The organism is Luteimonas sp. KH_071 (assembly GCF_057838005.1).
In genome coordinates, this window is sequence record NZ_CM174458.1 from 439,895 (window position 1) to 454,341 (window position 14,447).

13 protein-coding genes are annotated in these 14,447 nt (G+C 67.1%); 4 read left to right on the forward strand and 9 right to left on the reverse strand.

The window, feature by feature from the left end:
- Positions 1-9 precede the first annotated feature (9 nt).
- From atpG to AC3IRM_RS02025, 3 genes are all read left to right on the forward strand, one after another.
- Positions 10-870, forward strand: coding sequence for a F0F1 ATP synthase subunit gamma (gene atpG / locus AC3IRM_RS02015; protein ID WP_489204649.1), 861 nt, complete (start codon positions 10-12; stop codon positions 868-870).
- Between the two features lie 116 nt (positions 871-986).
- Positions 987-2,387: a F0F1 ATP synthase subunit beta gene (gene atpD / locus AC3IRM_RS02020; RefSeq protein WP_310155917.1), complete on the forward strand. Its 1,401-nt coding sequence runs from the start codon at positions 987-989 to the stop codon at positions 2,385-2,387.
- Between the two features lie 126 nt (positions 2,388-2,513).
- Complete coding sequence (locus AC3IRM_RS02025; protein ID WP_489204650.1) at positions 2,514-2,939, forward strand: F0F1 ATP synthase subunit epsilon; 426 nt, start codon at positions 2,514-2,516, stop codon at positions 2,937-2,939.
- Positions 2,940-3,177: 238 nt separating this feature from the next.
- Here AC3IRM_RS02025 and AC3IRM_RS02030 read toward each other — a convergent pair whose 3' ends face one another.
- Positions 3,178-3,561 carry a GtrA family protein gene (locus AC3IRM_RS02030; protein WP_489204651.1) on the reverse strand — a complete coding sequence of 128 codons (384 nt, stop codon included), beginning with the start codon at positions 3,559-3,561 and terminating at the stop codon, positions 3,178-3,180.
- A gap of 181 nt (positions 3,562-3,742) precedes the next feature.
- Complete coding sequence (locus AC3IRM_RS02035; RefSeq protein WP_489204652.1) at positions 3,743-5,776, reverse strand: hypothetical protein; 2,034 nt, start codon at positions 5,774-5,776, stop codon at positions 3,743-3,745.
- Positions 5,777-5,835: 59 nt separating this feature from the next.
- Here AC3IRM_RS02035 and glmU point away from each other — a divergent pair, with 59 nt between their 5' ends.
- Positions 5,836-7,200 (forward strand): bifunctional UDP-N-acetylglucosamine diphosphorylase/glucosamine-1-phosphate N-acetyltransferase GlmU, encoded by a 1,365-nt coding sequence (gene glmU / locus AC3IRM_RS02040; protein ID WP_489204653.1) that lies wholly within the window; start codon positions 5,836-5,838, stop codon positions 7,198-7,200.
- Between the two features lie 3 nt (positions 7,201-7,203).
- On the opposite strand, the gene AC3IRM_RS02045 is transcribed toward glmU, so the two are convergent.
- The 7 genes from AC3IRM_RS02045 to AC3IRM_RS02075 all read right to left on the reverse strand — a co-directional run bounded on the left by AC3IRM_RS02045 (position 7,204) and on the right by AC3IRM_RS02075 (position 14,446).
- Entirely contained in the window at positions 7,204-8,100 is an 897-nt protein-coding gene (locus AC3IRM_RS02045) for a hypothetical protein (RefSeq protein WP_489204654.1), read from the reverse strand.
- 65 nt (positions 8,101-8,165) lie between these two features.
- Complete coding sequence (locus tag AC3IRM_RS02050; RefSeq protein WP_489204655.1) at positions 8,166-9,479, reverse strand: sensor histidine kinase; 1,314 nt, start codon at positions 9,477-9,479, stop codon at positions 8,166-8,168.
- Between the two features lies 1 nt (position 9,480).
- Positions 9,481-10,821, reverse strand: a complete 1,341-nt coding sequence (locus tag AC3IRM_RS02055) for a sigma-54-dependent transcriptional regulator (RefSeq protein ID WP_489205803.1) — start codon at positions 10,819-10,821, stop codon at positions 9,481-9,483.
- Between the two features lie 95 nt (positions 10,822-10,916).
- Positions 10,917-12,140 (reverse strand): ABC transporter permease, encoded by a 1,224-nt coding sequence (locus AC3IRM_RS02060; RefSeq protein ID WP_489204656.1) that lies wholly within the window; start codon positions 12,138-12,140, stop codon positions 10,917-10,919.
- A gap of 23 nt (positions 12,141-12,163) precedes the next feature.
- Positions 12,164-13,462, reverse strand: coding sequence for an ABC transporter permease (locus tag AC3IRM_RS02065; RefSeq protein WP_489204657.1), 1,299 nt, complete (start codon positions 13,460-13,462; stop codon positions 12,164-12,166).
- An 11-nt stretch (positions 13,463-13,473) separates the two neighbouring features.
- Positions 13,474-14,196: an ABC transporter ATP-binding protein gene (locus tag AC3IRM_RS02070; RefSeq protein WP_489204658.1), complete on the reverse strand. Its 723-nt coding sequence runs from the start codon at positions 14,194-14,196 to the stop codon at positions 13,474-13,476.
- 49 nt (positions 14,197-14,245) lie between these two features.
- Positions 14,246-14,446: a hypothetical protein gene (locus tag AC3IRM_RS02075; RefSeq protein WP_489204659.1), complete on the reverse strand. Its 201-nt coding sequence runs from the start codon at positions 14,444-14,446 to the stop codon at positions 14,246-14,248.
- Position 14,447 lies beyond the last annotated feature (1 nt).

Consider the following 14,447-nt stretch of genomic DNA (forward strand, 5'->3'; position numbering starts at 1 on the left):
GGATATGAGATGGCCGGCGGCAGAGAAATCAAGACGAAGATCAAGAGCGTGCAGAACACTCGCAAGGTGACGCGCGCGCTCGAGATGGTCTCCGCGTCGAAGATCCGCAAGGCGCAGGATCGGATGAAGGCATCGCGCCCGTATGCGAACGCGATGAAGCAGCTGATCGGGCATCTCGCCCAGGCCAGCTCCGAGTTCCAGCATCCGTACCTGGTCGAGCGTGAGGTCAAGCGCGTCGGTTACATCGTCGCGTCTTCGGATCGCGGCCTGGCCGGCGGTCTGAACAACAACATGTTCCGCAAGCTGCTGGGCGAGATCCGCACCTGGCAGGACAAGGGCGTGCAGGTCGACGTGGTGACCATCGGCCAGAAGGCGACGGTGTTCTTCCGCCGCCTGAAGGTGGACATGGTCGGCAGCGTTACCCACATCGGCGACACGCCGGAAGTCGAGCAGCTGGTCGGCATCATCAAGGTGATGCTCGACGGCTACAACGACGGCCGCGTCGACCGTGTGTTCCTGGCCTACAACCACTTCGTCAACACGATGGTCCAGAAGGCCAGCTTCGACCAGCTGCTGCCGCTGCCGGCCGCCGAGACGCAGGTGGTCAAGCACGACTGGGATTACATCTACGAGCCGGACGCCGAATCGGTACTCGGCCACGTGCTGACGCGTTACATCGAATCGCTGGTCTACCAGGCGGTGATGGAAAACGTGGCGTCCGAACATGCCGCACGCATGGTCGCGATGAAGTCCGCGAGCGACAACGCCACCAAGCTGATCGACACGCTCAAGCTGGTCTACAACAAGGCCCGACAGGCGGCGATCACCCAGGAAATCTCCGAAATCGTCGGCGGCGCTGCGGCGGTTTAAGAGCCGGAACCCGGGAGTTGGACATCGGGATTGGCAAGTGCAGCGAACCGCGCCTTTCGAATCCCGGATCCCCAATCCCGACACCAGATCAAACAGACATCAGTGGAGTCACTCAAATGAGTCAGGGCAAGATCGTTCAGATCATCGGCGCGGTCGTCGACATCGAGTTCGCGCGCAACGAAGTACCGAGGGTCTACGACGCACTGAAGGTCGAAGGCACGGAGATCACGCTGGAAGTGCAGCAGCAGCTCGGTGACGGCATCGTGCGCGCGATCGCGCTCGGTTCCACCGACGGCCTGAAGCGCAACCTGATCGCGACCAACACCGGCCGCGGCATCTCGGTGCCGGTCGGCGCCGGCACGCTCGGCCGCATCATGGATGTGCTGGGTCGTCCGATCGACGAGGCTGGCCCGGTCGAAGCGACCGACCATTGGGAAATCCACCGCGCGGCGCCGAGCTACGAAGACCAGTCGTCGGCCACCGAGCTGCTGGAAACCGGCATCAAGGTCATCGACCTGATGTGCCCCTTCGCCAAGGGCGGCAAGGTCGGCCTGTTCGGCGGCGCAGGCGTCGGCAAGACCGTCAACATGATGGAACTGATCAACAACATCGCCAAGGCGCACGAAGGCCTGTCGGTGTTCGCCGGCGTGGGTGAGCGCACCCGCGAGGGCAACGACTTCTACCACGAGATGAAGGACTCCAACGTCCTCGACAAGGTGGCGATGGTCTACGGCCAGATGAACGAGCCGCCGGGCAACCGCCTGCGCGTCGCGCTGACCGGCCTGACGATGGCGGAGTACTTCCGCGACGAGAAGGACGCGTCTGGCCGCGGCAAGGACGTGCTGCTGTTCGTCGACAACATCTACCGCTACACGCTGGCCGGTACCGAAGTGTCGGCGTTGCTGGGCCGCATGCCGTCGGCCGTGGGCTACCAGCCGACGCTCGCCGAGGAAATGGGCGTGCTGCAGGAGCGCATCACCTCGACGAAGTCGGGCTCGATCACCTCGATCCAGGCCGTCTACGTGCCCGCGGACGACCTGACCGACCCGTCGCCGGCGACGACCTTCGCCCATCTCGACTCGACGGTGACGCTGAGCCGCAACATCGCCTCGCTCGGCATCTATCCGGCCGTCGATCCGCTGGACTCCACCAGCCGCCAGATGGACCCGAACGTCATCGGCAACGAGCACTACGACACCGCCCAGCGCGTGCAGTCGACGCTGCAGAAGTACAAGGAGCTCAAGGACATCATCGCGATCCTGGGCATGGACGAGCTGTCGGAAGAAGACAAGCAGGCCGTGTCGCGCGCGCGCAAGATCGAGCGCTTCTTCTCGCAGCCCTTCCACGTGGCCGAAGTCTTCACCGGTTCGCCGGGCAAGTACGTGCCGCTGAAGGAAACGATCCGCGGCTTCAAGGGCATCGTCGACGGCGAATACGACCACCTGCCCGAGCAGGCGTTCTACATGGTCGGCAGCATCGACGAAGCGGTCGAGAAGGCGAAGAAGATCGCGGCGTAAATGCCGTGAGGTCGTGAGGAGGCGAGGGCGTCAGTCCTGCCCCCGCTTCCCTCACCACCAGAGCGTGCGCCGCACGCGCCCGTTCTCACGCTTCACCCCTTACACGTCGAGCAGAGCGAGACCGCCATGACCACCACCATCCGTTGCGACATCGTCAGCGCAGAAGCCGAGATCTTCCACGGCGAAGCGACCATGGTCGTGGCCACCGGCGAGCTCGGTGAGCTCGGCATCGCGCCGCGTCATGCACCGCTGATCACGCGTCTGAAGCCGGGCAAGGTCGTCGTGACCCAGGCCAACGGCGAAGTGCTCGATTTCGCGATCGGCGGCGGCATCCTCGAGGTGCAGCCGCAGGTCGTGACGATCCTGGCCGATACCGCGATCCGCGCCGACGACATCGACGAGGCCGCCGTGAAAGCCGTCAAGGAAGAAGCCGAGCGCATCCTGGCCGGTCGCGGCGAGGCAATGGACGTCGCCGAGGCGCAGCAGAAGCTGGTCGAGGCCGTGGTCCAGCTGCAGGCGCTCGAGCGTCTGCGCAAGAACCTCAAGCACTGACGGGCGTCGGGCGCCAAGCCCGGTTGCCGTGAACCGCACGACCCCGCTCCGGCGGGGTCGTCGCGTTTGGACGTCGGAAAGAACGCGGGTCCTTTCGAGCGAACTCTCGGCGGCTCACACGCTGGCGATGACGCATCCGAACCTTCGCGTGTGTATGCGTCCGGCGGCCAGGCCCAGTCAAAAGCGGCATCTGTCCGCCGCTCACGAGGGTGCACAGCCTTGCGGCCAAGCGCTCGAATCAGCGCTTGTAGATCCAGTAACGCGACAGCACAAACCCCACTGCGCCCAGCGCGAGTTCGATCGCCGGCTTCGCCACCCAGACCCAACGCAAACCCAGCACGTCATCGATTTGGGTCAGGGCCCAGGTGCTGAACAGGGTCGTGGACACCCACATCAGCATGAAGCGCTGGAATTGTGTGGTCCCGACAGTATTGCGGTCGTTCGCAAAGGTCAGCTTGCCGTTGAGCCAGAAACCGATCAGCGCGCCGCTGATGCGGCCGATTACATTCGAGGGCGCCACAGGCAGTCCCAAATGTGTCAGGCCGACTACCACGCCCCAGTCGATCAGCCACTGCAGCAGACCGATGGCCAGGTAGTCGCGCCCCTGTCGGGTGAGGCTCATCACGGTTCCAGTTCCGGATGGAGAGCGTCGCGGGATTTCTGACGCGACGGCATCTGAATCGTACGCAGGCGCCCGTTAGATTTTCCTGCGCGTACGGCAGGCGAGGCGCTATCAATGCCGCGCACATTGCGGCCTGCTCGGGCGCGCGCGGCGCGCGATGCCCGGTGGGATGCTGGCGGAGTCATGGCGCGACCGCGCCGTCGTCCGGCGGCGTCCTTCGCCACAGCGCGATGCCCTGAAGCGATTCCACGTGCTCGATGGACGGGTCGACCGTCAATGCCCGTATCAGCGCCGGCGACGCACTGTCTTCGGTGACGAGAATCCATCGTGCGTCGAGTTGCTCGAACACCGCCCGCCACGCTTCACCGTCGCTTCCTCGGTCGGCCGCCTCGCGCGCAGCAGCGAGTGCGGGCGCATGCACGGACATCTGTCGGCCACGTCCAGCGAGTTCGGCGACGTGACCACGCTGGGGGTCGGTTGCCAGCACCACGCCCGCGTCGTCGGCAGGCAGCCGCGCGATCAACGTACGTTCGGCGACGTAGTAGGGCAGCACCGCGTCCGGTGTGCCCGGCGCACGAATAACACGCTTGAGCGCGGCCGAATGGTGCGTCCAGCCGCTGTTGGCCTGGTAGGCCAGGCTGAGCACGCACAGCATGACGATCGGCCACAGCCAGATGCGCCCCCCGGTATCCGCACGGCTGCCGCTCAGCGCGGGCAGCAACAGCAGGAGCAGTCCGGGAAACGCGTAGCGCGCGTACTGCATAGGCATCAGCGGCAACAGCGCGATGCAGATCGCGATGCAAGCGAACGCTCGCGTGGCGCGCCGGCGCAGCCCGAGGCACCAGGCGCCTGCGAGACCGATCCACAGGAACCCGATGCCGCCATCCCAGGCTTCGACGAACCGGCTGCTCTCGAAGGTCATGTGCCATGGCAGCGTCGGGCCGAAGCCGGTGAGCCAGCGGGTGTCGGACATGTTCTCCAGCGGGTAGTGCGGCGACTGGAACACCGCGTTGAACAGCGGAAAGAACGGGCTGCCGGTATGCCACCACGCGTGCGCATAGCTCGAACCCGCGATCACGACGAACAATGCGGCCAGCCGCGGCAGGTGTCGCAGCACACGGCCAGGTGCATACCCGCCGGCATACGCCAGCAACGGCAGTGCTGCGAGCGCATGCATCGGCTTGAGGGCGGCCAGCGCCGCCATCAAGAGCGTCATCGCGGCCAGATGACGCCCGTGACGGTCGTGCAGGACCAGCGCCACCAGGGAAAAGAGCACCGCCATCGCAGGCAGTTCGGTCTGCATGCCGGCCATCAGCCAGACCAGCGGCGGAAAACATGCAAACAGCGCGACCACTGCAATGCGTTCCACCGGCATCGCGCCGAGTGCGCGTGCGCATCCGGTCAATGCGACCGCTGCGCTCACCAGCCAGAACGTGTTCACCGCGCCGCGCGCTTCGCGACCGGCCAGCAACCAGGCCACCCCCTGGCCGACATCACCCATCCATGGGGAGTAAGTCCAGGCGCTGTGGGCGGGATCCGCGAGATAACGTGCGTGATGTGCGAGCTGCGCAGGCAGATTCAGGTGGTAGGTCAGATCGTCCATCTGCATGGTGGGCAGCCATGCGCCGGTGGAGGCCAGCCCCAGCAGCATCACCGCGGCAGCGGCCCCTCGCGGCGATGCGTCGACGAACGTGTGCCAGTCGCTGCGAGCGGCCTGATACTGGCTCTTCAATCCACGGCGGTTCGATGCGATCAGCAGCGCCAATGCAAGCAGCCACACCACCGCGAAATGAAGCGGCAAGGACACCAGCCAACCCGTGACGCCGGTGATCACCGCATAGCCCGACACTGCTGAGATCGCGATCCGGGCCGGTGCGTCGGCGGGAATCCAGCGCAGACCCAGCGCCAGGCCGGCAGTCGCGATCAGCGCGGTCGCCAGAACCGGCAAAGGACCGGCATACAGCACGAGCGCCGCGCACCACACGGTCGCGAGCGCAGACGCCCGGCGCCATCGTGCGAAGCGCGCAAGAGGCCATGCGACCAGCGCGGCGACAGCGGCGAGCACGAGCGACAGCGCGAAGCGCTCCCACGGCAGTACCCGCCAGACACCGTGCACCGTCAGGCCGACCAGGACGAGCGCCGGCCCGAGCAGCCAGAGCACGGTTTTCCAAGGCGATCCGGTAACCGGCTGCATGTTCGCTTCGATGCGGGACATCGTCGATCCTGACGTGAGGGGTGCATTATCATCGAACGCCCTCACGCTTTTCGAACGCCATGACCGCACCCCTGCACGTCGTCATCCTCGCCGCAGGCGAAGGCAAGCGCATGAAATCGTCGCTGCCCAAGGTGCTGCAAAAGATCGCCGGCCGGCCGATGCTGTGGCACGTCATCGAGGCGGCGCGCGCGCTGGAGCCTGCAGGGATCCATGTCGTCTACGGCCATCGCGGCGAGCAGGTGCAGGCCGCGTTCGCCGAGCAGACGGATCTGCACTGGTCCGAGCAGCGCGAACAGCTCGGCACCGGTCACGCGGTGCGCCAGGCGATGCCCGAAGTGCCCGATGGTGCGCAGGTGCTGGTGCTCTACGGCGACGTGCCGCTGATGCGCGCGGAGACGCTGCGGCATCTGGTCTCGGTCGAAGGCCGGCTCGCGGTATTGGCCGCGCAGCTCGAGGATCCCACCGGTTACGGCCGCATCGTGCGTGATCCCGAAGGTCACGTCGGCGCGATCATCGAACACAAGGACGCGAGCGACGAACAGCGCCGCATCAACCTCGTGAACACCGGCATCCTCGCCGCCGAGGCGACCGCGCTCAAGGCGTGGCTGGCGCGGCTGTCGTCCGACAATGCACAGGGCGAGTACTACCTGACCGACGTGTTCGCGATGGCCGCCGACGAGTACAGCGCTGCACAGATCGTGCTGGTCGATGACCCGCTCGAAGCCGAAGGTGCGAATGATCCCTGGCAGCTTTCCCAGCTCGAACGCGCGTGGCAGCTGCGGGCGGTCCGTGCGCTATGTGTCGCCGGCGCGCGCTTCGCCGACCCGGCGCGCGTGGATATCCGCGGCGAGGTCATCGTCGGCAGCGATGTCGAGATCGATGTCGACGTGATCTTCGAGGGGCGCGTGGCGCTCGGCGACGGGGTGCGCGTCGGTCCGTTCGTCCGTTTGAAAAACGCGCACCTCGGCGCGGGCACCGAGGTGCGCGCGCATTGCGACCTCGACGGCGTACGCGCCGAAGGCGCGGTGACGATCGGTCCGTTCGCGCGCCTGCGTCCGGGCACGGTGCTCGCCGACGGCGTGCACATCGGCAACTTCGTCGAAACCAAGAACACCACGCTCGGCGTCGGCAGCAAGGCCAACCACCTGACGTATCTCGGCGACGCGGAGATCGGGGCCGGCAGCAACATCGGCGCCGGCACCATCACCTGCAACTACGACGGCGTGAACAAGTCGAAGACCGTGATCGGCGACCGCGCCTTCATCGGTTCGAATGCAGCGCTGGTCGCGCCGGTGCGCATCGGCCACGACGCCACGACGGCGGCCGGTTCGGTGATCGTCAACGATGTGCCGGACGGCAAGCTCGCGGTCGCACGCGGGCGGCAGACGGTCGTCGAAGGCTGGGAGCGGCCGAAGAAGCGCTGAGCTTCACTCCACGCGGCGGTAGCCATCGTCAGCCGGCGACCAGCGATACAGCTCGCCGCCCCCATCGCCGCGCTCGCGCAGGCGCAGGTCCCGGCGGCCGTGGTGCGCGCGCGGTTCGACGATGAGTACACCGGCCCATTCCTCGATGTCGTGTTCGCGCGTGCCGTCGTCGTTCCAGCTGCCGGCGATGTCGCGGTACATCGACATCTGCGCGCCGAATACCTGCTTGAGCGTGTCGCCGCGAAGTTCGAACAGATACAGCGCCGAGTAAAACGCGCCGCCCCCGGCATACCCTTCCGACAAGCCGCCACGCAGACCCAGTGCGGGCGGGCCGTCCGACAGGCGATAGGGGGCGAGATCGAAGCGTTCCCAACGCTCCGGGATCGCGGATGCGCCGGCTTCTTCCATCTGCAGCGGCTGCGCGCCGTGCCAGGCAAGCAGCGGCCACGCAATACCGTCGTCGAGTCGCAGGCGCGCGACCAGCTGCGCATCGCCCGCATCACTGACACGCAACACACCGAGCACTTGCGCAGTGTCTCCGGTGTCGCAGGTCGGCTCCGCGGACGGATTGCGTGCGACGGTCTCGCGATAGCAGACGAGCGCGACGATATGACCGGGGTGCTGCGTCCAGCGGCGCGCGCCGAGCAGCACGATACGGTCGCCTGCGACATCGGGCACCAGCAGCTGTCGCAGCATATCGGCGTCGACGCCGGCGAGATCGCGGGTGCCGAAATGATCGGGCGCCGGGCGTCCTTCCATCTGTTCGGCCCAGACGGCTTTCGCCTCCGGACTTTTCAGAAGACCGGGCACCGCGTCGAGACTTTTCGCGCGTTGTGCGAAGGCGGGTGCGGTCGCCAGGCATGCAAGAGCCAGCGCGAGCGTGTGGAGTCGGAATCGCATCGGGAATCGCCGGGAATCGGGCCTTCGATTCTGCCCGAGCTTCGCATCTGCGACCGCTCTTCGGATCAGTCCGGCAACACCAGCGAGACGCAGAGTCCGCCGCCTTCCCGGTTGAGCAGGGCGATGCGGCCGCCGTGCGCTTCCGCGATCTCGCGTGCAAGCGCCAGGCCAAGCCCCGTGCCGTTGCGCTTCGTCGAATAGAACGGCAGCAGTGCGTTCGCGAGCACTGCCTCGTTCATGCCGGGGCCGCGATCGAGCACATCCATACGCCAACCGTCCATCGCGCGCCGCAGCCCGACCGCCACCGCGTCAGGATCGCCATCGGCCTCGTGTGCGTTGCGCAGCAAATTCAACAGCGCCTGTTCGACCTGGGCGGCATCGAAGGACGCGGTGAACGCATCGTCGATGGGGCCGGCATCCACGAACGGGACCTGCGAACGCAACTGGTCGAGGAACGCGCGCCAGCGGACCGGCTCGCGGCGCGGTGCCGGCAGCTTGGCGAAATGCGCATAGCCACGGATGAAGCCTTCCAGATGCCGCGCGCGCTCCTCGATCGTACGCAGGGCGTCCGGCAGACGTGCGGTCTGCCCGCGACGCAGCAACTCCGCGCCCGAGTGCGCGAGCGAGGCGATCGGGGCCAGTGAGTTGTTGAGTTCGTGGCTGATGACGCGAATGACCTTCTTCCAGGTCTGTACTTCCTGGCGGCGCAGTTCGGTCGTCATCTGCCGCAACAGCAGCAGTTCGTGGCGGCGTCCGTTGAGCCGGAAGTGCCGGCGCGACAGATGATGGATTTCTTCGGTCTCGCCATCGCCGACGGTGAACAGCCCATCGCCGCCGCGCGCGAACGCCTCGGCCAGCGCCGCCGGCGCATCGACGAGCAGCGCCGTAAACGCCTGCCCCTCCAGCTTGCGACCACCACCGAATGCGCGACGCGCGGCGAGGTTGGCATGCACCACGCGGTCGCCGGGATCGAGCAGCAGCATCGCGACCGGTGTGTTCTGCACCATCGTGTCGAGCAGCAGTTCGCGCTGCACCAGCGACAGGCGCTGCGCGCGCAGCGTCTCGCCGAGTTCGTTGTGTGCGGCCACCAGTTCACCCAGCGCACCGCGTCCCTGCCATGTCACGCCGAACGCGTAGTCGCTGTCGCGATAGCTGGCCACGGTGCCGGCGAGTGCGCGGAACAGCGCATGCATCGGCGCGAACGCGCGGTGCAGCGACCAGACGAGCGACGGCACTGCGCACAGCGCGCCGCCGGCCACCGCGGCCCACGGTGACCACCAGCGCAGCAGCAACACCGCGAATCCCGCGCCCAGCGCAACGTGCGCCAGTGCGATCACGACGACTGTTCCCGTCAGCGGCAGTCGCTGCGCCCAGCGCATGTCAGTCGCGACGGATGCCGAGGCGGTCGAGGCGCCGGTACAGCGCCTGCCGCGACAGTCCGAGTTCGCTGGCGGCCTGCGCCAGGACGCCGCCGCTGCGCGCGAGCGCGGCTTCGATCTCGGTTCGATCCGGCTCACCTGCTTCGGTTTCGAGGGCCGCGGCGACGGGGGCGGGCAACGCGAGATCGCGCGCCTCGATCTGCGCCTCGCGCGCCAGCAGTTCCGCACGCTGGATCACATTGCGCAGTTCGCGCACGTTGCCCGGCCAACCGTGTTGCAGCAGGGCGCGCTCGGCGCCCGTCGACAACGGTTTGCGACCGGCGAGGAAGTGTCGCGCCAGCGGCAGGATGTCGCGCGGCCGCCGCGCCAGCGGCGCAAGCCGCAGCTCGATGCCGTTGAGCCGGTAGTAGAGATCCTCGCGGAAGCGGCCGTCGGCAATCATCGTCGGCAGGTCGGCATTGGTCGCGCTGAGCACGCGCACCGACACGCTGCGTTCGCGATTGCCGCCCAGTCGTTCGAAGCGCCCGGTCTCGAGCACGCGCAGCAGCTTGATCTGACCGGCGGGCGGCAGCGTACCCACTTCGTCGAGGAACAGCGTGCCGCCATCGGCGGCCTCGAACTTGCCTGCGCGTGCGCGCGTCGCACCGGTGTAGGCGCCGGCTTCCGCGCCGAACAGTTCCGCTTCGATCAGATCGTGGGGCAACGCGCCGCAGTTGACGGCGACGAACGGTCCCTCGCGCACGGCCGAGTTGGCATGCAGGATTTCCGCATATTTCTCCTTGCCGGCGCCATTGGGACCGGTGACCATCACCGGCAGATTCGAACGCGCCACCTGCAACGCCAGCGCCAGCGTGGTCTCGCTGGCCGGATCGTCCCAGATCAGACCACGCAGATCATGGCCCTGCACCAGCGCGTCGCGACGACGACGGTCGTCACGCGTGCGTGCGTCCAATGCGCGGCGCGTCGCGGACAGTTCCAGCAATGTGTTGACCGTGGCCAGCAGCTTGCCGTCGTCCCAGGGCTTGCCGAGGTAATCGGCCGCGCCCGAGCGGATCAGTTCCACCGCCGATTCCAGCCGCGTCCAGGCCGTCAACAGCACCACCGGCAGATCGGGATCGAAGCGCCGGATCGCATGGAACAGCGCGATGCCCTCGTCGCCGGACGTGGTGTCGGCGTGGAAGTTCATGTCCTGCACCACCAGATCGATGCCGCCGGCCTGCAGCCGGGCGATGCCGGCCTCGGATGTCGCCGCGTGTTCGCAGGCGATGTCGTGCAACGAGAACAGCACCTCCAGCGCGGTGGCGACGGCGGGGTTGTCGTCGATGACGAGGATCGTGGGCATCAGGCGTTGGACATCCGGTGGGAACGTGAGTGATCGAAGGGCATGGTCGTCGCCGGCCACGTTCGACGCAACCGGCGACATGCTCGCGCGCGCGATCAGATACTGCGCGTCGCCACCGCCGGCGGCACCGAGGCCGCGCGCTTCGCCGGCCAGTACACCGCGATCTGCCCGAGCAGCCACAGCGCGATGGCGCCGATCGGCAGATACATCAGCGGCAGGCGGCCCAGTTCGTAGCGCGACATCAGCAGCTGGTTGAGGCCGTAAGCCAGCAACATGCCGAGCACGATGCCGATGGTCGCGAGCAGGAAGTTCTCGACCTGGAAGTAGCGCAGGATCTGGGTCCGCGTCGCACCGAGCGCGCGGCGGATGCCGATCTGCTTGGTGCGCTGTTGCACCCAGAAGCTGGCCAGTCCCACGATGCCGAGCGCGGTCACGACCAGCAGCGCGATGCACACCACGACCAGCAGCAACGCCATCGCGCGATCCTCGCGGTAGTACGTCTCGCGCAGGTCGGACATCAGGTCGGCATTGACCGCGACGCGGTTGGGATCGATCTGCTTGAGTGTGGCAACCGCGGCGTCGAGCACCTGGCGACGCTGCGCCGGATCGGTGCGGATCACGTAGTTGATCCCGTTGGAATCGTCGCGGACCGGAAACAGCATCGTCGCGTCCACGTTGCCGTTGCTGTCGTTGGGCAGCGCCAGTGTCTCGACGACACCGACGATCCGGATCGGCGCATCTCCCCAGCTGTAGAACTGTCTGCCGACCGCGTCCTCACCCGGGAACAGGCGCTCGGCCATCGCCCGGTTGACGATGGCGGCCGGCACGCCGACACCGCCGCCTTCGCGGCTCAGATCGCCCATGTCGACGAACTCGTCCGGATTGAACCGCCGGCCGGCCACCAGCTGCAGACCGAAAGTGTCCAGGAGGTCTTCCGTACCGAGGTAGGGTGAGGCCAGCATCGTGTTGTTGCGCTGGTCGGGGTTGAGCCGCACGCCACTGGTCGAGCTGCTGTTGCCGTAGGGAATCTGCGTCACCGCGGCGACGTGACGTACGCCCGGGAGTGCGCGCAGGGCGGCCAGGTCGCGCTGGATGCCGACTTTGCGGTCCACGTCGGCGGTCTCGTCGATGCTCGGCATCTGGATGCGCAGCAGCTCGTTCTCGACCGTGCCGCTGGGACGCGACATGTGGTCGATCCGACGGTCGATCAGGTAGATCGCGTTGCAGATGATCGCGCAGGCCAGCGCGATCTCGATCACGATCAGTGCGGCCGCGGTCTTGTGCCGGCGCAGTGTCGAGAAGATGGGTCGGATGTCCATGGGAGTCCTCGGGAAAATTCGGATCACTGCGACTTGAGCTGGATCGCCGGGGTCACCTGCATGGCGCGCCATGCAGGCAGCAGGCCGGCCAGCAGGCTCGCGACGATCGACAGGGCGAAGGTGGTCAGCAGCATCGGCATGTCGAGCTGGGCGAGCCCGGCGTAACTGCTCGGGTTCTGGCGTACGGCCCACAGGCCGAGCAGGGCCAGGCCCAGGCCGACCACGCCGCCCGCCACGCCGATCGCGCCGGCCTCGATGAGGAACTGGGCAAAGATCGCGCGACGCGACGCACCCAAGGCGCGGCGGACGCCGATCTCGGATGCACGGCGCAGGCTCTTGGCGAGCAGCAGGCCGACCGTGTTGACCAGACACACCAGCAGAAATCCGATCGCGAGCCACAGTTGCAGGCGCACATCGCTGGGCACCACCTGGTGGTGGTCGAGCAGGGCCGGCACGTCGCGCAGGCGTACGTTGTTCGGACGTTCGAAGCGGCCCGCAGTGCGCTGCTGGTCGGAGTAGCTGTCCAGATAATCGCGATACGCCGCCGCGTCCGCTGGAGAGCCGAGTTCCACCCAGTACTGCACCCAGCTGCAGGGTGCGTTCAGCGCATTCGGGTCCGTGCCCGAATCCCCCCAGCAGTTCATGCTGCCCATCCGCGAGAGTTTCTGGTCCATCGCGGTCGAGAACGGGACGAACACCGATTCCAGCGTGTTGAAGCGATCCAGCGTCAGGTCCCAGAAGCGTGGCGTCGGCATCCACGGGCCGAGCACGCCGATCACCCGGAAATCGGCGCCGTTGATGCGCAGCGTCTTGCCGGTGCTGTCGCCGCCGCCGAACACCTTCTGGTTGGTGTCGGCCGAGATCACCGCGACGCGCGCGCGCGCCGCGTCATCTTCGGCGGTCCAGGCGCGGCCGTAGTCCAGCGGCGCGTCGAACATCGGGAAGAAGTCCGCCGAGGTGTAGCGCGCATCGGTGAAGAAAGGTGTGCGTGTGCCATCCGGTGCGATGGCAACAAACCCGCCGCTCATCATGGCCTGGCGCGTGCCGCGCGCTTCGCGCAACAGCGTCTCGGCGTCTCGGCGTGTCATATTGGCGTCGGGCTCTTCGCTGGCGACGAAACCGCTCATGTTGGCGGCGTCGAGCTGCACGTAGAACAGACGATCGCTCTTGTCGGGAATCGGATCGCCCGACAGCACGTGGAATACCGTGATCGTGGTCATGCTGGCGCCGATGCCCAGCGCGATCGCCAGCACCATGAGCGCGGTGAGCACCTTGCTGTTGCGGAAGCTGCGCAGCGCGAGCTGCAGGTAGTAACCGAACATGCCGGATCTCCTCAGGCGTCTGCGGGAGCGCGCGATGCGGCCCCGGACAACGGCGCCGCGTGCAGCGCCTGCAGGTCGGTCGCCATGCCGTCGACGATGTGCACGTTGCGATGCGCGCGCGCGGCGAGTTCCGGGTCGTGCGTCACCATCACGATGGTGGTGCCGCGTGCGTTGATGTCCTCGAGCAGCTCCAGCACGCTGCGCGCCATCTGCGAATCGAGGTTGCCGGTGGGTTCGTCGGCGAGCAGCAGACGCGGGCTGCCGGCGAGCGCACGCGCGATCGCCACACGCTGCTGCTGACCACCCGACAGCTCCGCCGGGAAGTGCTTCATGCGCGAGCCCAGGCCCACCAGCGACAGCGATTCCTCGATGCGCAGGCGACGCTCGGACGCCGCCATGCCGCGATAGCGCAGCGGCACGTCGACGTTGTCGAACAGGTTGAGATCAGGGATCAGGTTGAAGCCCTGGAAGATGAAGCCGATCTTCTCGTTGCGCAGCTTCGAGCGCGCATCGTCGCCGAGCCCGCGTACCTCGACACCGTCGATCCGGTATTCGCCACCGGTGAAGGTTTCCAGCAGGCCGGCGATGTTGAGGAAGGTCGTCTTGCCCGAGCCCGACGGACCGGTGACGGCGACGAACTCGCCCTCGGCCACGTGCAGGTCGAGCGAGCGCAGCGCATGGGTTTCGACGAGTTCGGTGCGGTAGACCTTGGCGACCTGGCGCATGTCGAGCATGGGGATGTGTCCTGTGACGTGAACTGGAAAGAAGAAGGGCGCGTCGCGCTCAGCGGATGCGGAACAGGGTGGGCAGACCGTGGTCGACGGTGCGCCGGCGTGCGCGTGCGAACGCCGGCATGCGCGCGCTGGATGACATGTCGGTGGGAATGCCGGCCTCGAATGCCGACGACAGCCGGCGCGGCACCGCGCTGGCGAGTTCGTCGGCGGTCCAGGCGACGGGGAACGGGCAATCGATGCGTGTGTGCATG